Annotated in this window: 21 protein-coding genes and 2 tRNA genes; 12 read left to right on the forward strand and 11 right to left on the reverse strand. The window is 64.0% G+C overall.

The window, feature by feature from the left end; all coding sequences use genetic code 11:
- Window positions 1-27 precede the first annotated feature (27 nt).
- The 3 genes from ACW5CM_RS07845 to ACW5CM_RS07855 are packed head-to-tail and all read right to left on the reverse strand — an operon-like array spanning window position 28 to window position 2,746.
- Window positions 28-1,038, reverse strand: a complete 1,011-nt coding sequence (locus ACW5CM_RS07845; RefSeq protein ID WP_457124701.1) for an Fpg/Nei family DNA glycosylase — start codon at window positions 1,036-1,038, stop codon at window positions 28-30.
- A 1-nt stretch (window position 1,039) separates the two neighbouring features.
- Window positions 1,040-1,525, reverse strand: coding sequence for a ribose-5-phosphate isomerase (locus ACW5CM_RS07850; protein WP_457124702.1), 486 nt, complete (start codon window positions 1,523-1,525; stop codon window positions 1,040-1,042).
- 36 nt (window positions 1,526-1,561) lie between these two features.
- Window positions 1,562-2,746 (reverse strand): ferrochelatase, encoded by a 1,185-nt coding sequence (locus ACW5CM_RS07855; RefSeq protein WP_439254467.1) that lies wholly within the window; start codon window positions 2,744-2,746, stop codon window positions 1,562-1,564.
- A gap of 123 nt (window positions 2,747-2,869) precedes the next feature.
- Between ACW5CM_RS07855 and pepN the strand changes: the two genes are divergently transcribed.
- From pepN to ACW5CM_RS07875, 4 genes are all read left to right on the forward strand, one after another.
- Entirely contained in the window at window positions 2,870-5,434 is a 2,565-nt protein-coding gene (gene pepN, locus ACW5CM_RS07860) for an aminopeptidase N (protein ID WP_457124703.1), read from the forward strand.
- Between the two features lie 76 nt (window positions 5,435-5,510).
- Window positions 5,511-6,584 (forward strand): mechanosensitive ion channel family protein, encoded by a 1,074-nt coding sequence (locus ACW5CM_RS07865; protein ID WP_438254365.1) that lies wholly within the window; start codon window positions 5,511-5,513, stop codon window positions 6,582-6,584.
- The gene (locus tag ACW5CM_RS07870) at window positions 6,581-7,033 is read left to right on the forward strand and encodes a globin (protein WP_438254363.1); all 453 of its coding nucleotides are present in this window, start codon (window positions 6,581-6,583) and stop codon (window positions 7,031-7,033) included. Before ACW5CM_RS07865 ends, ACW5CM_RS07870 begins: the two co-directional genes overlap by 4 nt.
- A complete protein-coding gene (locus ACW5CM_RS07875; RefSeq protein WP_457124704.1) occupies window positions 7,030-8,688 on the forward strand; it encodes an FAD-binding dehydrogenase in 1,659 nt (552 codons plus the stop codon). The genes ACW5CM_RS07870 and ACW5CM_RS07875 overlap by 4 nt, the downstream gene beginning before the upstream one ends.
- 6 nt (window positions 8,689-8,694) lie before the next feature.
- On the opposite strand, the gene ACW5CM_RS07880 is transcribed toward ACW5CM_RS07875, so the two are convergent.
- Window positions 8,695-9,363: a DUF8185 domain-containing protein gene (locus ACW5CM_RS07880; RefSeq protein WP_457124705.1), complete on the reverse strand. Its 669-nt coding sequence runs from the start codon at window positions 9,361-9,363 to the stop codon at window positions 8,695-8,697.
- A 48-nt stretch (window positions 9,364-9,411) separates the two neighbouring features.
- Between ACW5CM_RS07880 and ACW5CM_RS07885 the strand changes: the two genes are divergently transcribed.
- Window positions 9,412-10,299, forward strand: a complete 888-nt coding sequence (locus ACW5CM_RS07885; protein ID WP_457124706.1) for an acyl-CoA thioesterase — start codon at window positions 9,412-9,414, stop codon at window positions 10,297-10,299.
- 5 nt (window positions 10,300-10,304) lie between these two features.
- Here the strand turns inward: ACW5CM_RS07885 and ACW5CM_RS07890 are convergent, their stop codons facing one another.
- From ACW5CM_RS07890 to ACW5CM_RS07905, 4 genes are all read right to left on the reverse strand, one after another.
- Complete coding sequence (locus ACW5CM_RS07890; RefSeq protein ID WP_438254358.1) at window positions 10,305-10,811, reverse strand: acyl-CoA thioesterase; 507 nt, start codon at window positions 10,809-10,811, stop codon at window positions 10,305-10,307.
- On the reverse strand, window positions 10,804-12,483 hold the full coding sequence (ettA, locus tag ACW5CM_RS07895) for an energy-dependent translational throttle protein EttA (RefSeq protein ID WP_438254357.1): 1,680 nt from the start codon (window positions 12,481-12,483) through the stop codon (window positions 10,804-10,806). Before ettA ends, ACW5CM_RS07890 begins: the two co-directional genes overlap by 8 nt.
- A gap of 154 nt (window positions 12,484-12,637) precedes the next feature.
- Entirely contained in the window at window positions 12,638-13,138 is a 501-nt protein-coding gene (locus ACW5CM_RS07900) for a DUF6993 domain-containing protein (protein ID WP_457124707.1), read from the reverse strand.
- 68 nt (window positions 13,139-13,206) lie between these two features.
- The gene (locus tag ACW5CM_RS07905; protein WP_438254355.1) at window positions 13,207-13,719 is read right to left on the reverse strand and encodes a single-stranded DNA-binding protein; all 513 of its coding nucleotides are present in this window, start codon (window positions 13,717-13,719) and stop codon (window positions 13,207-13,209) included.
- 192 nt (window positions 13,720-13,911) lie between these two features.
- On the opposite strand from ACW5CM_RS07905, the gene ACW5CM_RS07910 reads away from it, so the two are divergent.
- From ACW5CM_RS07910 to ACW5CM_RS07940, 7 genes are all read left to right on the forward strand, one after another.
- Window positions 13,912-14,181, forward strand: a complete 270-nt coding sequence (locus ACW5CM_RS07910) for a hypothetical protein (RefSeq protein WP_438254354.1) — start codon at window positions 13,912-13,914, stop codon at window positions 14,179-14,181.
- 73 nt (window positions 14,182-14,254) lie between these two features.
- Window positions 14,255-14,329 (forward strand) — tRNA-Arg (locus ACW5CM_RS07915).
- Between the two features lie 37 nt (window positions 14,330-14,366).
- Window positions 14,367-14,993, forward strand: coding sequence for an oligoribonuclease (gene orn / locus ACW5CM_RS07920; RefSeq protein WP_439254452.1), 627 nt, complete (start codon window positions 14,367-14,369; stop codon window positions 14,991-14,993).
- Window positions 14,994-15,029: 36 nt separating this feature from the next.
- Window positions 15,030-15,105: transfer RNA gene (locus tag ACW5CM_RS07925), tRNA-His, on the forward strand.
- 75 nt (window positions 15,106-15,180) lie between these two features.
- Window positions 15,181-15,528 carry a metallopeptidase family protein gene (locus ACW5CM_RS07930; RefSeq protein WP_438254351.1) on the forward strand — a complete coding sequence of 116 codons (348 nt, stop codon included), beginning with the start codon at window positions 15,181-15,183 and terminating at the stop codon, window positions 15,526-15,528.
- Complete coding sequence (gene clpS, locus ACW5CM_RS07935; protein WP_438254350.1) at window positions 15,525-15,821, forward strand: ATP-dependent Clp protease adapter ClpS; 297 nt, start codon at window positions 15,525-15,527, stop codon at window positions 15,819-15,821. Before ACW5CM_RS07930 ends, clpS begins: the two co-directional genes overlap by 4 nt.
- Window positions 15,818-16,327 (forward strand): DUF2017 family protein, encoded by a 510-nt coding sequence (locus ACW5CM_RS07940; protein WP_457124708.1) that lies wholly within the window; start codon window positions 15,818-15,820, stop codon window positions 16,325-16,327. The genes clpS and ACW5CM_RS07940 overlap by 4 nt, the downstream gene beginning before the upstream one ends.
- Here ACW5CM_RS07940 and ACW5CM_RS07945 read toward each other — a convergent pair.
- The 3 genes from ACW5CM_RS07945 to dinB are packed head-to-tail and all read right to left on the reverse strand — an operon-like array spanning window position 16,324 to window position 18,532.
- The gene (locus ACW5CM_RS07945) at window positions 16,324-16,905 is read right to left on the reverse strand and encodes a nucleoside/nucleotide kinase family protein (protein WP_439254448.1); all 582 of its coding nucleotides are present in this window, start codon (window positions 16,903-16,905) and stop codon (window positions 16,324-16,326) included. The genes ACW5CM_RS07940 and ACW5CM_RS07945 overlap by 4 nt on opposite strands.
- Window positions 16,889-17,224, reverse strand: a complete 336-nt coding sequence (locus ACW5CM_RS07950; protein ID WP_438254345.1) for a hypothetical protein — start codon at window positions 17,222-17,224, stop codon at window positions 16,889-16,891. Before ACW5CM_RS07950 ends, ACW5CM_RS07945 begins: the two co-directional genes overlap by 17 nt.
- A gap of 51 nt (window positions 17,225-17,275) precedes the next feature.
- Window positions 17,276-18,532 carry a DNA polymerase IV gene (dinB, locus tag ACW5CM_RS07955; protein ID WP_457124709.1) on the reverse strand — a complete coding sequence of 419 codons (1,257 nt, stop codon included), beginning with the start codon at window positions 18,530-18,532 and terminating at the stop codon, window positions 17,276-17,278.
- Window positions 18,533-18,539 lie beyond the last annotated feature (7 nt).

An 18,539-nucleotide genomic window follows, 5' to 3' on the forward strand; every position in this document is an offset into this window, starting at 1 on the left:
TCCCTCAGCCTAAGTCTGATCCCACGGTCAGGCCTGGCATTTCGGGCACCAGTAGAGCTTGCGTGCACCGAGCTCCTCGAGCACGATCTGCGTGCCGCACGTACGGCACGGCAGACCGGCACGGTGATAGACCCAGTGACGGTCATCACGACTTGCCATAGCTGCGCGGTAGTCGTCGGCTGAGAGGTCGTCCATCGTCATCATCTGACCGGTCTCGACTCCGATCGGCAGAAGCCGGGCCCAGTCGTGCCAGAGCTCCCGGACGATCTCCACAGGTACAGCTTTTCCGGGTGTGTGCGGGTTCAGCCGCGCCCGATAGAGCATCTCCGCGCGGTAAACGTTCCCGATTCCGCTGACGACGGACTGATCCATCAGCAGCAACGCGATCGCGGTGCCCTTCTTGCCGACTGTGTGCACGAATCGTGCTTCGTTCTGGGCAGGGTCCCCGACCAGCGGATCCGGGCCGAGCTTGGCGACGGATGCGAGCATCTCATCGGGCGTCTGCAGCACGCAGGCGGTGGGGCCGCGCAGGTCCGCCGCGGTGATGTCGGTCATCAGACGCAAGCGCACCTGCCCGACGACCGGCGGCGGCCACGGCATGTCCTCATCCGCCAGCCCCTTGGTCTGCTCTGACATGCGCACATGCACGCGCGTACGCCGAGGCGCCCCGATCGAAGACAGCGAGTTCTCACCGGCATCGTCGAGGATCGGCGTCTCGGCTCCCGCATCCAGATCAGTGCCGCGCTGATTCGTCTGCCCCATCCGTCCGTTCGCGGATGCGATCGTCGGGTCGAGCAGGACCTCCCCGGCGAAGTCCCACGCGCCGTACAGTCCCAGATGCACTCGAAGCCAGATATCGCCCTCGGTCTCGAGGAACATCTGCTTGCCGACGGCTTTCACGCTCACGGCCTGGCGCCCGTCGAGCACCGATGCCCCCTCGACGAATCGGCCCTGCGGACTCGAAGCCTGCAGCGTCTTGCCTACGAAGTTCCGATCGAACTGCCGAGCAATTCGGTGAACGGAGTGTCCCTCAGGCATCTCAGGCGCGCGGGTCCGGCAGCAGCGACCCATCGCGTTCGAAGTCCGCGATCTGAGCGATACGGCGCACGTGACGCTCTTCGTCCGAGAACGGTGTCGAGATGAAACGCTCGATGAACGAGACAACTTCTTCGAAGGTGTGCTGGCGCGCGCCGATGGAGATCACGTTGGCGTCGTTGTGCTGGCGTGCGAGTTCGGCCGTGGAGAGGTTCCAGACCAGCGCAGCGCGAATGCCCTGCACCTTGTTGGCAGCGATCTGCTCGCCGTTGCCCGAGCCGCCGAATACGATTCCGAGCGCTTCGACTCCAGCGGACTGGTCGGCCACGACGGCACGAGCGGCTCGGATACAGAAGGCCGGGTAGTCGTCGAGCGCGTCATACTCGACGGGACCGTGATCGATGACTTCGTGTCCGAGCGTTCGCAAATGCTGCTGAAGCTGTGTGGAGAATTCCAGTCCCGCGTGGTCTGTGGCGATGTGGATGCGCATGCTCACCATCCTAGAAGTGTCTGAGTCAGCGGTTGATCAGGGGGCGATTCCGCCAGCGGCCGGTTTGAATCCGGCTCGGATGTTCTCACAGCATCCAGGACGGCAGATATCGAATGCGGGACCCAGCGCTGTGACGTGAGCGCGATCGGATGCTGCCCGGCCTTCGAGTCGCTCCTGAATGAGGTCAACGATCCCGGAGACGAACGCGGGCGAAATCCCCGGTGTCGGAGTGCGCACAAACTGCAAGCCGGCTTCCTGGGCAGCTTCCGCAGCTTCCGTGTCCAGATCCCAGAGCACTTCCATGTGATCGCTCATGAACCCAACCGGAACCACGACCACAGCTTCGATGCCGCGCGCAGGCAGCTCACCGATGACATCGCACACGTCCGGTTCCAACCAGGGCTGTGAAGCCGGGCCTGATCGTGACTGGTAGACGAGTTCCCAGGTGGTGCTTACGGCTTCGGGCACGAGCTGACGAACCTTATCCATCACCCAGGCCGCGACCGCCTGGTGCTGCGCGGCATAAGCACCGCCGTCACCCCAGTCGATATCGCGCGGTCCGGAGCGCTCGGCATCGTCCATAGGAACACTGTGCGTGGAGAACAGCACGTGGATGCCGTCAGCTCGAACCCCGTCCGAAACGAACTGTGCGACTGCCGCGTGTACGCCATCGATGAAAGCTTGGACGAACCCGGGGTGGTCGTAGAACGGACGGATCTTGTCGATTGTCACGCGGTCATCAAGACCGGTCTGGGTCAGCACCCGGGCGAAGTCCTCGCGGTACTGACGACAGCTCGAGAACGAACTGTAGGCGCTCGTCGCAAAGGCAAGAAGCGTCGTGTCCCCCGCACGCTCGGCGTCCGTGACGGCATCTTCCAGGTACGGTGCCCAGTTGCGGTTGCCCCAGTACACGGGCAACTCGATGCTCCGTGCAGCCAGCTCGTGCTCGAGAGCCGCTTTCAGGGCCCGGTTCTGCGCGTTGATGGGGCTGATGCCGCCGAAGTGGCGATAGTGATGCGAGACGTCTTCCAGGCGTTCGTCGGGGATTCCCCTCCCCCGAGTCACATTGCGCAGAAACGGGATCACATCGTCCTGTCCCTCAGGCCCGCCGAAGCCCGCGAGGAGCACGGCGTCATAAGCCACCGGCGTTTCAATGAATTCGGCACCGGCCGCGGCGGCTTCGGAAGCGAAGGGAACGACATTCTCATCAGACACAGTCACATGCTCATCTTTCCACTGCTTGCATAAGGATCTGCCTAGTCCTGGCGTAGGCTGTCATGGTTGCCGTCGGCGCCACGCGCATCGATTGCAGGCGACACCCCCGAACCCCTGGGAGAAACAGCTGTGCCTGGAGAGAACCTCACCCGAATCGAAGCGCAGGAGCGTCGTGCTCTCGTCGACACACAGTCGTACGAGATCTCGCTCGATCTGACGAAGGGCGCCGAACTCTTCGGCTCCCGCAGCGTCGTGCGCTTCACCGCGAAGCCGGGAAGCTTCACGTTCATCGACCTCATCGCACACGAGGTGCGCGAGATCTCGCTCAATGGCGAGCAGCTGTCACCGAGCGAGGTCTTCGCCGATTCCCGCATCGCGCTGACGAACCTCCAGGAGCAGAACGTCCTCGTCGTCGACGCGGACTGCTCTTACACGAACACCGGAGAGGGGCTGCACCGCTTCGTCGATCCCGTCGACGACGAGGTCTACCTCTACTCGCAGTTCGAGGTGCCCGACTCCCGTCGTGTGTTCGCCGTCTTCGAACAGCCTGATCTAAAGGCCACCTTCCAGTTCACCGTGACCGCCCCGGATAACTGGAAGGTCATCTCCAACTCCCCCACACCCGAGCCGATCAACCATGACGCCAGCAGCACAGCGACATGGGGCTTCGAGCCGACGCCGCGCATCTCCTCCTACATCACCGCACTCGTGGCGGGGCCGTACGAATCGACATTCTCCGAGCTCACCAGCTCTGACGGCCGGATCATCCCGCTCGGTGTCTACGGACGCAAGAGCCTGTGGCAGCACATCGACGCCGATTACCTCTTCGACAAGACCCGGGAAGGGTTCGCCTACTTCGAATCAAAATTCGGCGTGCCGTACCCGTTCGAGAAGTACGACCAGCTGTTCGTTCCGGAATTCAACGCCGGCGCGATGGAGAACGCGGGAGCGGTCACCTTCACGGAGACTTACGTCTTCCGCAGCAAGGTGACGGATGCTGTCAAGGAACGCCGCGTCGTCACGATCCTGCACGAACTCGCGCACATGTGGTTCGGTGACCTCGTCACCATGAGGTGGTGGAACGACCTGTGGCTGAACGAGTCGTTCGCCGAGTGGGCTTCGACCATCGCCACCGCCGAGGCCACGGAGTGGACCGAGGCCTGGACGACGTTCAATGCCATGGAGAAGACCTGGGCCTACCGCCAGGACCAGCTTCCCTCCACGCATCCGATCGTCGCCGAGATCAACGACCTCGAAGATGTCCAGGTCAACTTCGACGGCATCACCTATGCGAAGGGCGGCTCGGTCCTCAAGCAGCTCGCCGCCTGGGTCGGGATCGATGCTTTCTTCGCCGGCGTCGGCCAGTACTTCCAGAAGCACGCCTGGGGCAACACCGAAGTCAGCGATCTGCTCACCGAGCTCGAGGCCACCAGTGGGCGCGATCTCAGCACCTGGGCGAGCAAATGGCTGGAGACCGCGGGCGTCAACACGCTCTCCCCTGTCATCGCCGAAGACTCTTCAGGCAAGATCACCCGTTTCGCCGTCACGCAGACGGCTCCCGCTGATTACCCGACGATCCGCCCGCACCGCTTGGGCGTCGGTCTCTACAACCTTGTCGATGGGGCGCTCACCCGCACGCACTACGTCGAAATCGACGTCGACGGCGACCGCACCGAAGTTCCGGAGCTGCAGGGTCACGACCGCGCAGACCTGGTACTGCTCAACGACAACGACCTCGCATACGCGAAGATCCGTCTGGACGAGCGGTCACTGGCCACCGCCATCGCGCACCTCGGCGCCATCTCCGATCCGCTGGCGCGTTCGATCGTCTGGGGCGCAGCCTGGGACCAGACCCGCGACGCCGAGAGCGCAGCATCCGATTACATCGATCTGGTGCTCGGGAACATCGGCAGCGAAACCGAATCGACGACCGTTCGCACCACCCTCGCCCAGCTGCGCACGGCAGCGGCGCTTTATGTGGCGCCCGGTGAACAGCAGGCTGCCCGGCTGAAGGTTGCCGAAGGGCTGTGGGAGCTCGCGCAGAGCGCGCCGGCCGGTAGCGACAGCCAGTTGCAGTTCGTCACCGCATTCGCGGGCGCGATCGTCAACTCCGAGCATGCCGGCATCGTCGGTCGCCTGCGCTCCGGAGAAGACACCCTCCCCGGCCTCGAGATCGACGCTGACCTCTCGTGGCAGCTGCTGATCGGCCTCGCCTCGATCGGCGCGACGGATGCGGCATCCATCGATGCCGCCCTCGCAGCGGACAACACCTCGAAGGGTGCCGAGTTCGCAGCTCTGGCGCACGCCGCTCTTCCCACCGTGACGGATAAGCGCATCGCGTGGACGCGACTGGTCGAGAACTCGGATGCCCCGAACACGATCGTGCGCGCAGGCTCCCAGGGCTTCGTCCACCCGAACAGCGTCGAGGTGCTCGGCGAGTTCGTACAGAGCTACTTCGACATGCTGCTGCCGGTGTGGGAGTCGCGCACCTACCAGATTGCGAACTACCTCATCGTCGGGCTATACCCGACGCCGCTTGCCAACGCTGAGCTTCGCGAAGCGACCCGCACGTGGCTGAGCGACAACGCTGATGCTGCGCCGGCGCTGCGCCGCCTCGTCAGCGAGGGGCTAGCCGACGTGGAACGCGCCCTGGCCGCACAGGCTCGCGACGCGGAGGACGACTCTGAGGACTGATCCTCGGCTTCTGCGTCGGGCCCCTGCCACCAAGCTCATCCAGCTGGTGCAGGGGCCCGATCGCTAGTATCGAGGGGTGCTCTCCCTTCCGCATTTCCAAGATGTCGAACCGGTGGATCAAGCCGACTGGACGGGTTTTTTAGAGACCCTCGCCCGCGGTGGCCGCGCCGCGCTGAACGTCGCGATCATCATCGCCGTCGCCCTGGTTGTCACGTTCGTGCTGCGCATCGTCATCCGGCGCGTCGTGCAACGCATCGTCAACAGCGCAAAGTCCAAAGCGAACGTGGACGATACCCAAGCTCTGGAGCAGTCCCCGCTGGCAGATATGCGGCTGATTCAGCGAACTCGCACGCTCGGATCGATTCTGCAGAACATCATCAACGTGGTGGTTCTGGTGATCGCACTGCTGCTGATCGTGTGGACGCTCTCGCCTTCGCTGTTGAGTTCGCTCACGCTGCTGACGGCCGCGGTCGGCGCGGGACTCGGCTTCGGCGCCCAGAACATCGTCAAAGACGTTCTCAACGGCCTGTTCATCGTCGCCGAGGACCAGATCGGAATCGGCGATGTCGTGGATGTGGGTCTCGCCAGCGGCATGGTCGAGTATGTGAGCGTGCGTGTGACCCAGCTGCGGGATGTGAACGGCACGCTCTGGTACGTGCGCAACGGCGAGATCCTCCGGATCGGAAACATGTCGCAGGGATGGGCGCGCACGATCATCGACCTGGGCGTGCCCGTCGATGCCGATGTGGCCGAGGTCGAGCGCGCGCTGCTCGCGGCGGCCGAACAACTGGCGAAGGAACCCAAGTGGCGTACGCGCATCATCGAACGTCCAGAGGTGTGGGGCCTGGAGTCGATCTCCGGCGATGCTCTGGTTATTCGCGTTGTGCTCAAGACACGCGCGAATGCAAAGGATGACGTGGCCCGCGAACTGCGCATGCGACTCAAAGCAGCCGTTGAGGGGCTGGATCTGACCATTCCCCGGATGGAGTCCGTCATCCCCACCGGGCCCGAGGGTGCCCGTCGTGTGCGCGGCGCGAACCCACCGCTGACGCGCCCTAATCCGGTCACGGGCGTGCCGCCGGTGATCCGCGGGATTTGGCGCAAAAAGAACACCCAGGCACACGACGACGAAGCCAAGGACAACGAATGACTTTCTATGATGAGGTCGGCGGTTACGCGACGTTCGAGAAGATCGTAAACATCTTCTACCGCGAGGTCGCGCTCGACCCGGTCCTGAAGCCGATGTATCCGGAAGAGGATCTCGGCCCCGCAGAAGAGCGCTTCGCGCTGTTCCTTGCGCAGTACTGGGGCGGCCCGTCGACATACAGTGAGCGCCGCGGGCATCCGCGCCTGCGTATGCGGCACAACCCCTTCCACGTCAATCCGGATGCCCGTGACCGCTGGCTGCGCTGCATGCGCACCTCGCTCGACGAAGTCCAATTGTCCGCACTGCACGACGCGACGCTGTGGGACTACCTCGAACGCGCCGCTTATGCCATGGTGAACACCATGGAACCCACGAGTATCGGCCCCGATGCCGCCGGCCGGCCCACGCTCGAGACCCGCACGACCAGTCAGGATTCAACGGAGAACGCATGACGACCCCACCCCTGTCCGCAGACGTCCTAGTGATCGGATGGGGGTTGGCCGGTCTCGTGGCCGCCGCCGAGGCGACAGCCGCCGGTAAACGAGTGATCCTCCTCGACCAGGAGCCCCGATCGAACCTGGGCGGTCAGGCATGGTGGTCATTCGGCGGATTGTTTTTCGTCGATTCACCGGAGCAGCGACGCCTCGGAATCAAAGACTCGCTCGAACTCGCCACCCAGGACTGGTTCGGCAACGCCGGTTTCGACCGCGATGAGGACCACTGGCCGCGTCGATGGGCTGACGCGTATCTGCAGTTCGCCGCGGGTGAGAAACGTGCCTGGTTGCGTGAGCGCGGCGTCGGCTTCTTCCCCGTGGTCGGGTGGGCTGAGCGCGGCGGCTACGGCGCGATCGGTCCGGGAAACTCGGTGCCGCGTTTCCACATCACCTGGGGTACCGGCCCGGGCATCGTCGCACCGTTCGCCGATGCCGTTCACCGTGCGGAGGATGCCGGAACCCTCACTGTGCTCCCCCGCCATCGCGTCACTGAGCTGCTGAGCGCCGATGGCGCTGTCATCGGAGCACGGGGCCACCGTCTCGTCGATTCCACGAGTGCCCGCGGCCTCAGCACATCACGCGAGGTGGCCGGTGATTTCGAGATCTCCGCGGGTGCGACCATCGTCGCCTCCGGCGGCATCGGCGGAAACCACGACCTGGTGCGCGCTGCGTGGCCGAAGCGGCTGGGCACAGCTCCTGAGCACATGCTGACGGGAGTGCCGGCCTATGTGGACGGGTCGATGCATGACGTATCTGCAGCAGCCGGTGCGCACCTCATCAACGGCGACCGCATGTGGCATTACGTCGAGGGAATCAGCAATTGGGATCCGGTGTGGCCTTCGCACGGCATCCGAATCCTGCCCGGCCCGTCATCCCTGTGGCTGGATGCCACGGGACAACGTCTACCCGTCCCGCTCTTCCCCGGCTTCGACACACTGGGAACTCTCCAGTACCTGCGCCAGACCGGGCACGACCATTCCTGGTTCGTTACGTCGCGACAGATCGTCGAGAAGGAGTTCGCGCTTTCTGGCAGCGAGCAGAACCCCGATCTCACCGGCAAGGATGTCGGGCTGCTGCTGAAGTCTCGTCTGGCGAAGGGCCCGACCGGTCCCGTGCAGGCATTCCTCGACGAGGGCGCGGACTTCATCGTCGAGAACGACCTGGAGAGCCTGCTGGAGCAGATGCGCCTGCACGACGGCGGCGAAGCGCTCGACATCGATACTGTTCGCCGTGAAGTCATCGCTCGTGACCGCGAGATCGAGAACGACTTCAGCAAGGATGCGCAGATCGGGATGCTGCGCTCCATGCGCGGCTACCGCGGCGACAGACTCATCCGCACAGCGTCACCGCATCGGCTGCAGGACGCGGCGGCCGGCCCGATGATCGCGGTGAAGCTGCACGTTCTGACGCGGAAGTCGCTCGGCGGCATCGAGACCGACCTCGATGGACGCGCGCTGGACTCTTCGGGAAACGTCATCACCGGGCTGTTCGCTGCGGGTGAGGCCAGCGGGTTCGGCGGCGGCGGCGTGCACGGGTACCGCGCGCTGGAAGGCACCTTCTTGGGCGGATGCCTGTTCTCCGGACGTCAGGCGGGACGCGCGGCTGCGCAGTAGGACCCGCTACGCTGCACCTACGCCCGTTCCGCGAACGGCGGTGAGTCCGGTGACCATCGGACCGCGCGAGAGCACGTGCCCGCGCGCGAAGCCCAACCGCGTCCAGCGGCCGGATGCTGTCACGGTGACGTTCTCCTCGCCGGAGATGAACCCGAAGGCGTGTGCGGCGAAGGCCACGCCTCGCGGGAGACCGGCGAGGTCCTCGTCCGGCTCACCCCAGATGGCGGCCCGGAGCGCTCGGACCGCCTCTTCGCCGGCGCCCGGTGTCGCCCCGCGCGCCACGGCCGAGATTCCCCATTGGGCACGGTTGGCAATCACCGACGATTCCAGGCTTCCGGTGCGCTCCCACCCTCCACGTGGCGGCGCGACTCCCGCCCAGGCCGGAGAACGTCCGGTGTCGGGTAGTTTCAGCATCCGCTCGTCTTCATCTGCGGTGAGTTCGTCCACGACGATGTCGCACTCCAACGCCGGATCGGCGCGGACGATCCGCATGGCGAGAACCGTCGGGGTCTGGTCGAACAATCCCTGGGGCGCCAGAGCAGCAGCGGTCACGACCAGGACGCCATCCGCGCCCTGCAGCCGTACCCCGTCCTCGGAGACCAGTCCTGCTCGGCCGAAAAAGGTGAGGACGTCACGAGCTGTGTCGGAGTCTGCGAGAACAAGGCGATGGTGCACGCGTTCTAAACTATCAAGGAGGCGATCGACGGTCGCGGGAGGAGCGCCATGAACGCAGACGCACAGGCTCAAGCATCCGTTGACACCCTGCTGGACGTGCTGGATCTCGACGAGAGCCAAGCGCGGACCACCGAAGACATCTTCACCGGCAGTTCGCACAGTATGCCCACCGGGCGCATCTACGGCGGACAGGTGCTCGGCCAATGCCTGATCGCCGCTGAGCGGACGATGCCAGAGGATCGCGCCGTGCACTCGATGCACGGGTATTTTCTCCGCCCGGGCGATTCCACCCAGGGCGTGACGATAGCCGTCGATCGCATCCACGATGGTCGGTCGTTTTCGACCAGACGGGCGCAGGCGTACCAGAACGGCGTTCCGATCTTCTCAATGATCGCTTCGTTCCAGGACGAGGCTCCCGGGCTCGAACATTCCACGCCGATGCCAGTCGGCATCCCGCAGCCCGAGCAGATCCCGCCCGATGAAGATCTGGCACCGGACAACAAGCCGGTCATGCGGCAGCTGCTGATGGAGCGTCCCGTTGAAGTGCGTCATATCGACGCGCCGATTTATCTCGCCGCCGACGGCGAGCAGGCCGCGCGGCAGGTCGTCTGGATGCGTCTGCGCGCGCCGATGCCGGATGACCAGCGTCTGCACCGCGCTGCGCTGGCCTACCTCAGCGATATGACGATTCAGGAGTCGATCCTGCGCGCGCACGGTGTGTCTTGGGTGACGCCGGGGCTGAAGGTGGCGAGCCTGGATCACGCCATGTGGTGGCACCGTCCCGCGCGCGTCGATGAGTGGCTGCTGTACGTGCAGGAGTCACCCAATGCTCGCGGCGGTCGTGGTCTGGCTACCGGCCGTGTCTACACGCGCGAAGGCGTGCTGGTCGCCAGTGTCTCGCAGGAGATCATGATCCGCGTCCCTGCGGACCGCTGACGCTCTCAGCGATGCGCGTACTGGACAGGGTCGCCGATATACGGCGCCCAGGCTTCGCGCATCTGCGAGGTGATTCGCGTCGGACGACCTGATTCGGCGTTCACCAGCACCAGCACCGCCGTCGAGCGGGCGTAGAGCACTCGGGTCTCGCTGGCGGGGTCGTTGAAGACCTCATAGCAGACATCGACGCTGGAGCCACCGATCTTGCCGAACCACAACTGCACTTCGAGCGGTCGGCGCTGGTACGGAACGGGCGCGAGGTACTCGATCTCCTGCCGTGCGATGAGTGAGAGCATGCCGGATTCGATTCCGGTCTCCAGGATCGCCGTCTGCGGTGCCTGTTCTCCCGGTCCGGGCGCCCAGAATGCACGCACACGCGCTTCTTCGAGCAACTTCAGCATGGAGGTGTTGTTGACGTGGTTGTACGCGTCAAGATCTCCCCAGCGCAGCTGGATCGGAACGGAGATACGGGAGGCGGGCGTTGTGCCCGCCTCTCGATCTGCTTCAGTCACGCGTGAGCTTGCGGTGCGTCGAACGGTGCGGGTTCGCCGCATCCTGGCCGAGGCGCTCGATCTTGTTCTGCTCGTACGCTTCGAAGTTGCCCTCGAACCAGTGCCACTGGGCCGGGTTCTCATCGGTGCCCTCGTAGGCGAGGATGTGCGTGGCGATGCGGTCGAGGAACCACCGGTCGTGAGTGATGACCACGGCGCACCCGGGGAACTCCAGCAGAGCATTCTCGAGCGAGCTCAGCGTCTCGACATCGAGGTCGTTAGTCGGCTCGTCGAGAAGCAGAAGGTTGCCGCCCTCCTTGAGCGTCAGGGCGAGGTTCAAGCGGTTGCGCTCACCACCGGAGAGTACCCCGGCCTTCTTCTGCTGGTCGGGCCCCTTGAAACCGAACTTCGACACATAAGCGCGCGAGGGAATCTCGATCTTGCCGACCATCATGATGTCGAGGCCGTCAGAGACGACCTCCCACAACGTCTTGTCCGGGTCGATGTTCGAGCGGGACTGGTCGACATAGCTGATCTTGACCGTCTCACCGATCTTGAGTTCGCCGCTGTCGATCGACTCAAGACCGACGATCGACTTGAACAACGTGGTCTTACCGACGCCGTTCGCACCGATGATGCCGACAATGCCGTTGGGCGGCAGGCTGAAGCTCAGGCCGTCGATGAGCGTGCGGTCGCCGAAGCCCTTCTTGAGGTTCTTCGCTTCGATCACGACGCTGCCCAGACGTGGGCCGGCGGGGATCTGAATCTCCTCGAAGTCGAGCTTCCGAGTCCGCTCCGCCTCCGTTGCCATCTCTTCGTAGCGAGCCAGACGCGCCTTCGACTTGGTCTGGCGTCCCTTGGCGCTGGAGCGCACCCACTCGAGTTCGTCCTTGAGGCGCTTCGCGAGCTTCTGGTCCTTCTTACCCTGGATGTCGAGGCGCTCGGCCTTCTTCTCCAGATACGTCGAGTAGTTGCCCTCGTAGCCGATCAGGCGTCCGCGGTCGACTTCGGCGATCCACTCTGCGACGTTGTCGAGGAAGTACCGGTCGTGGGTGATCGCGATGACTGCACCCTTGTAGGACTTCAGGTGCTGCTCGAGCCAGAGAACGCTTTCGGCGTCGAGGTGGTTAGTCGGCTCATCCAACAGCAACAGATCAGGCTTCTGGAGCAGCAGCTTCGCCAGTGCGACGCGGCGCTTCTCACCACCGGACAGCGGGGCGATCGCAGCGTCTCCGGGCGGGGTGCGCAGCGCATCCATGGCCTGCTCGAGCTGCGAGTCGAGGTCCCAGCCGTCAGCGGCGTCGATCTCTTCCTGCAGCACACCCATCTCAGCCAGCAGCGTGTCGAAATCAGCATCCGGATCGGCCATCAGCGCCGAGATCTCGTTGAAGCGATCGAGCTTCGCCTTGATAGCGACGCCGTCCTGGATGTTCTCCAGGACAGTCTTCGATTCGTCGAGCTCGGGCTCCTGCAACAGAATGCCGACAGTGAACCCCGGGGAGAGCTTGGCTTCACCGTTTGACGGGATGTCGAGGCCTGCCATGATCTTGAGGATCGTCGACTTACCGGCACCGTTCGGGCCGACCATACCGATCTTCGCTCCGGGAAGGAACGACATCGTCACGTCATCCAGGATGAGCTTCTCGCCCACTGCCTTCCGCGCACGCACCATCGAGTAGATGTACTCTGCCATACCGTTTCAACGCCCTATCTCGTCGTACATGATCCGTTGTCGCACCGTCGTGACGGCACACAAAGTCTTGTACCAGCTTACCCGGGATCCGTCATCGTCACTGAGGGTCTGCCCGATACTCGGCGGGTTCGACGAGGGAGCTGAGCGCTACCAATCACCAATCGATCGGACGCGTATTCCCGATCAGGCAGCGCCCCTCGGCAAGCTGATCCATGATCATCGTGACGGGTGCACCGGTTGACGGTCCCACCTGTCCGACCAGGCAGAGGTCCTCGCCCCAGCGTACGGAGAACTGGATGCTTTCGGCAGGATTTCCCACAGTGGTGCCGTCTTCGGTGACCTGCATGCCGGCGCGATCGAATCCTGCGGCCACGAGCGCGTCGATGTACGCCCGCCCGGAGACGTTCTCCGGCGAAGCTCCGACCTGTTCGACGATCTTCGTGAAGACCGGAAGGTTGTCTTCAGCGGTTCCGTCGGGGTGAAAACTCGGCTCCGGCGCGGGAGTGGCCGTCGGGGCACTGCTCACCGCAGGCTCCCCTGACGGTTCTGGATCGGCAGTGGGCCGGGGAGTGCACGCTGTCAGCGCGAGACCGATGATTACCGTCGATGCAGCCAGGGCGAGCAGCGAGCGCAGGGAATGAAGTCGACGGGGCACGCTCCGATCCTACGCGCGCGCCCCGTCTCGCGCTCTCAGCCCCCGCCACGCGTAGAGCATGACTGGGCTCAGTTCGCTGACCAGTTCGTCGAGGGCACGAGTTCCGCTTCTTCCAGCTCAAGATCCTCCTCGCTATCGTCGGGTGCGTGCACTGCAGGGGCAGTGCTCTGATCGGCGCTGATCTCGGCGCTCGCATCAGATAGCGGCTGCGGCGCAGCCGACGCGCTGTTCGCCTTCACATACGCGCTCGCGCCCCACCGCAGGTCGTGACCGATGGCCTCGGCCTCGATATCAGCGCTCATTCCCTTGCGACCGCCGCTCTCCCACTCACGCAGCTTGAGTTTGCCGGTGACGATCACTCCGTCCCCCTGGCGCAGCGACGCCTTCGCATGATCGGCGAGCTGGCGGAACGCCGACACGTTGTACCAGTTGGTGCCGGTCTCCACCCACGCCTGCACCTTCGAGTCGTACCGGCGCTGCGGACTCGCGACGCGGAAGTTCACAACCGGGACCCCGGTCGTGGTCGCGCTCCGGTTCGGATCAGCACCTACTCGTCCCAGGATCGTCACGGTGTCGTTCATAGCTGTCTCCTTTGTGTTCCCGGGGCGTACCCGGATCACAACAGCGTGCCGGTGTTACGGCCAGCACGCAGGCCGATACCCACGTTCGGTGGACAACTCGTGCAATACGCAGGTCAGTGCAGGAAAGGATTCCATCGAACGCGGGATGAATGTCGGTGGTCGCTCATATGTTCGAGTCGAAAGGAGATTCCGATGTCAACCACTCAACTCCAGCATTTGCCCGAGGTTCCGTACTCCTCCCCTGCTCTCTCCTCGACGCGCGAGCACCTGGTACGCGCATCCGATCATCTCTGGCGCGTCGAAGACGCCGCCGGCCGCATCCTCGGCCACCTGCGAATCATCGCCGACCCGCTGGGCCTCCGGTACCGCGCCGAACGCCTGCACCTGGCATCGGGTGCCTTCCGGCTGGTCGGTGACTTCTGGCGTCCCGACGATGCGGTGCAAGCCCTACGAAACGGGTAGCGCGGTCTGCGAGGACAGCGCGAGCGCCGATGATTGCAGCCGAGCGGGAAAACATCGCTAATCTAGATGTCGACCCCCAGTAGCTCAGCGGAAGAGCATCGATCTTCTAAGTCGCCGGTCGCACGTTCGAATCGTGCCTGGGGGACCACAGCGTTCAGTGTCCGTGCTCTCGATAGAATCGAGTCATGGTATCTGCGTCCGAAAATGACCGTCTTGTCTGGATCGACTGCGAAATGACAGGTCTCGACCTCGCGGTGGATGAACTCGTCGAGATCGCCGTCGTCATCACAGACTTCGAGCTTCGCCCCATTGATCCGGGGTTCCAGGTGGTCATTAAGCCCAATGACTCCGCTCTGGCGAATATGAACGACTTCGTCACGCAAATGCACACGTCGTCCGGGCTCATCGAGGAAATTCCGCAGGGCATCTCACTGGCAGATGCTGAGGCGCAGACGCTGGCATATATCAAGAGGTTTGTCCCGCTGGAGCGCAAGGCGCCGCTCGCAGGAAACACGATCGGCACCGATCGCATGTTCCTGGCGAAGTACATGCCGCAGATCGATCAGTGGCTGCACTACCGCAATGTCGACGTCTCCAGCATCAAAGAATTGTCCCGGCGCTGGTACCCACGAGTCTTCTTCCAGGCCCCCGCCAAAAACGGCGGACACCGCGCACTCGCCGACATCCTGGAGTCGATTCGAGAGCTTCGTTACTACCGCGAAGCCGTGTTCGTCGCCGAGCCAGGCCCGACCAGCGATGAGGCACGAGACATCGCCGCGCGCACCGTTTCGTCATTCAGCCCAGAGGTGTAATACACTCTTCTAGTTGCCTGTTTCGGCGGGCACATGGTGGCTATAGCTCAGTTGGTAGAGCACCGCGTTGTGGTCGCGGGGGTCGCGGGTTCAAGCCCCGTTAGCCACCCCACAGGAAGGCCCGAGTTGAACACTCGGGCCTTCTGCATTCTCCCGACCATGGCTCAGCGCAATAGGCTGGATGGTGATGGAGATGGATGCCCCAGCTTTCGAACGGCTCGTCATCGACGAGCTCGATCAGCTGCCCGATGAGATGGTTGACGGACTCGACAACGTCATCTTCGTCGTTGAGGACCGCCCGGAAGACGGCAGCCTCGACCTCCTGGGCGTCTACGATGGGCTCGCGCTCACCGAACGCGGCCAGTACGGCATGGGTGAACTCCCCGACCGCATCGTCGTATTCCGCGAACCGCATCTCGCTCAGTGCGACACCGAAGAAGAGCTGCGCGACGAAGTCCACACCACTCTCGTCCACGAGATCGCACACTTCTACGGCATCAATGACGCCCAACTGCACGAGCTGGGATGGGCATGACAATCCCCGCGGTGCTCCCCGAACTCGACGACCTCACCGATCTGCACGCCGTTCCCGCGCAGCCGTGGCAAGTCGTGGTCTGGAATGACCCGGTCAACCTCATGAACTATGTCGTGCGCGTATTCCGCTCGTACTTCGGATACTCCGTCGAACACGCGACTCAGCTCATGCTCGCCGTCCACCACGATGGACACGCGATCGTTGCCACCGGACCCCGCGAGACGATGGAGGTTCATGCCCAAGCCATGCACGACTACGGCTTGTGGGCCACGGTGAGATTGGCCCCGCAGTGAACGGACGCAGCATCCGCCTACCGCTGGCGACCATCGAGTACTTGCACCTCAGCGGACTCATCGACGAGTTCACCAGTGTTCTGGCGATGTCCGCCGACACATCCGACCCTGGCATCGATCGACTCACTCCCGATGTCTACCCGGAGGATGCCGCAGCCTCGGCCGAGTTCCGATCAGCAACCCGCGATGACCTGATCGATCGTCGTGTCCAGGACGCCACGCGTGTGCAACACGCTCTCGCCCCTTTCGTCACCGCTGATGCCGAGACGCTCACCGAAGAACAAGCGCTCACACCCCGAGACATCACTATCCCGCCGGAAGACCTCGACGCGTGGCTGCGCACACTCACCGCGATCCGCCTGGTGATCGCGTCACGGTTGGACATCACCACCGACGATGAACAGCGCGATCCGGACGACCCGCGCTTCGGCGTCTACGACTGGCTCGCCTACCGTCTCGACACCCTGCTCACGCTGGCCGACGACGTGGACGAGACGGCGTTCTAAGGAATCGTGACGGTCAGCGTCGCGAGCTCGTGCGGATCGTGACGGCGAATGTGACTGTCCTCCTGTGCGGCCCATCGGTCCCAGTGCGGTCGGAAGGTGTCACCATCGCGCTCGAGCGCGCGGCGTTTACGCGCAGGCTCCGGTGATTGCACCCATACGCGCACATCAGCCAGTCGGGCCGTAGCAGGGTTGAGCGCGCCGCAACCCTCGAGTATGACACCGAGCGCGGGCGTCACTGCGCTCGCTTCCGCTTCCATCTCCAGCTCCCAATCCCAGCGCCGCCAGGTGCTGAGCAACCCGCGGGCGTGCGGCCGAAGAATATCGTGCAGTGCACGCTCCACACCCGCATCCATCCCGTCCCAGCCTGGGTAGAGCGAGTCCAGCGCAATGAGTTGCGGTCGTCCTGCCAGCGGCCAGTTCGCCGCGACCAGACGCGCGAGCGTGGACTTCCCGGCGCCGGCCCGACCATCGATCAACACGACCGGGTTGGATGCGGCCACATCGACGATCGCATCCAGGATGCTGGCAGCTCCACGCTGCAGTGCGAGCGTGACCGGGTCGCTACTTCTTGAGTGCACGGATCACGCGCGTGAGAGCACGACCTGCCACGCAGACGAACGGGATCGCTACCGCAAGCAGCGTGACCAGATTCGGCTCGAAACGCAGTCCTTCCTCGCGTCGGACATATACGCCAAGCGGAATGGAGACACCGCCGCCGCTCCCACCCTCGCCGCTGCCGCCGCCCTCGCCGCCGGTTCCCGTTCCTCCAGCGAATCCCGACATGGTCAGAGCGACAGGGGTAATGCTCACCCCATCGACATCCTGCGGCTCACCGTAGGCGCTCTTCACGCCGAAGGCGGCTACTTGTTCTCCGAGTTCTACTGCGATGTTAGGCATGAGGCAACGCTATCGCGGAACGTCCATCTGTGCAGATGAATCTGACCGTTGTCAGTCGAGTCCGTGCGCCTGGGGGTGCTGCGGTGCACCGCGTCCGGCGCCTCGACCCAGGTGACGCGCCCGGCTGATCGTCGTGTTCCCGAAACGAGCACGCGCATCGTCCAGTGCGCCCTCGACCTTGCGCCAATGCTCATCGTCGTCCCACAGCGCGAAGGCTGCTCCCCCAGCCGGGCGCAACTTCTCCGCGCGAACGCCCACGAGTCGGACTGGATCACGCCGGTCGATCGATTCGTACAGCGTCTGCGCCGCTTCTCCGATCCGCTGACCGACAGATGTCGGCTCGGACAACGTTTGGGATCGGCTCAGCGTGGAGAAGTCATCGAAGCGGATCTTGATTGCAACAGTCCCACACTCCCAATCCGCCCGGCGAAGGCGAACAGCGACCCGATCCGCAAGCCGTAACAACTCGGCGCGCAGGAACTCACGGTCGGAGACGTCGACGTCGAAGGTCTCTTCATGTCCGATGCTCTTCTCGACGCGCTTCACCTCAACTGCGCGAGCATCCTCACCCCGGGACAGCTGGGCGATTCGAGCGCCCAACGCGGGCCCCACGGCCCGATCGAGCATGTCCTGCGGGGATTGGCGGATGTCACCGATAGTTCGGATGCCGCGTCCCTCCAGCGTCTCAGCCGCCTTCGGCCCGACACCCCACATCGCGCGCACCGACAGCGGTTCCAGAAAGTCAGCAGTATCCGCAGCCGCGACAATGAGGAGCCCATTGGGTTTCGATATCGTCGAGGCAATCTTGGCGACGTGTTTGGTGGCGGCGACGCCCACGCTGCAGGTGATCCCGACCTCTGCATGAATCCGCTTCCGCACGAGATGAGCGATCTCGCCCGGACTCCCCCAGAGCCGCCGCACCCCCTGAACATCCAGGAATGCCTCATCCACCGAGAGCGGTTCGACCAGCGGAGTGATCGACTCGAACACCGCCATCACCTGCCGGGAGATCTCCTGGTAGCGCTCGAAGTGCGGCATGACGATCCGAGCCGTCGGGCACAGCCGCATTGCCTGTCCCACCGGCATCGCCGCGCGCACACCGTACCGGCGAGCTTCATACGATGCGCTGGAGACGACCGAGCGTCCATCCGGCGCACCGATGATCAGCGGAAGTCCCGCCAGCGATGGATCATCGAGCACTTCGACGGCCGCATAGAACGCGTCCATGTCAACGTGGAGGATCCGGGTGCCGGTGTCATCCGCCCCGTCAGGAGAGACGAGTCTGCCTCGCCCGTCGCCTCGTCCCATGCATCCA

Source organism: Microbacterium wangyouchuni (assembly GCF_054072595.1).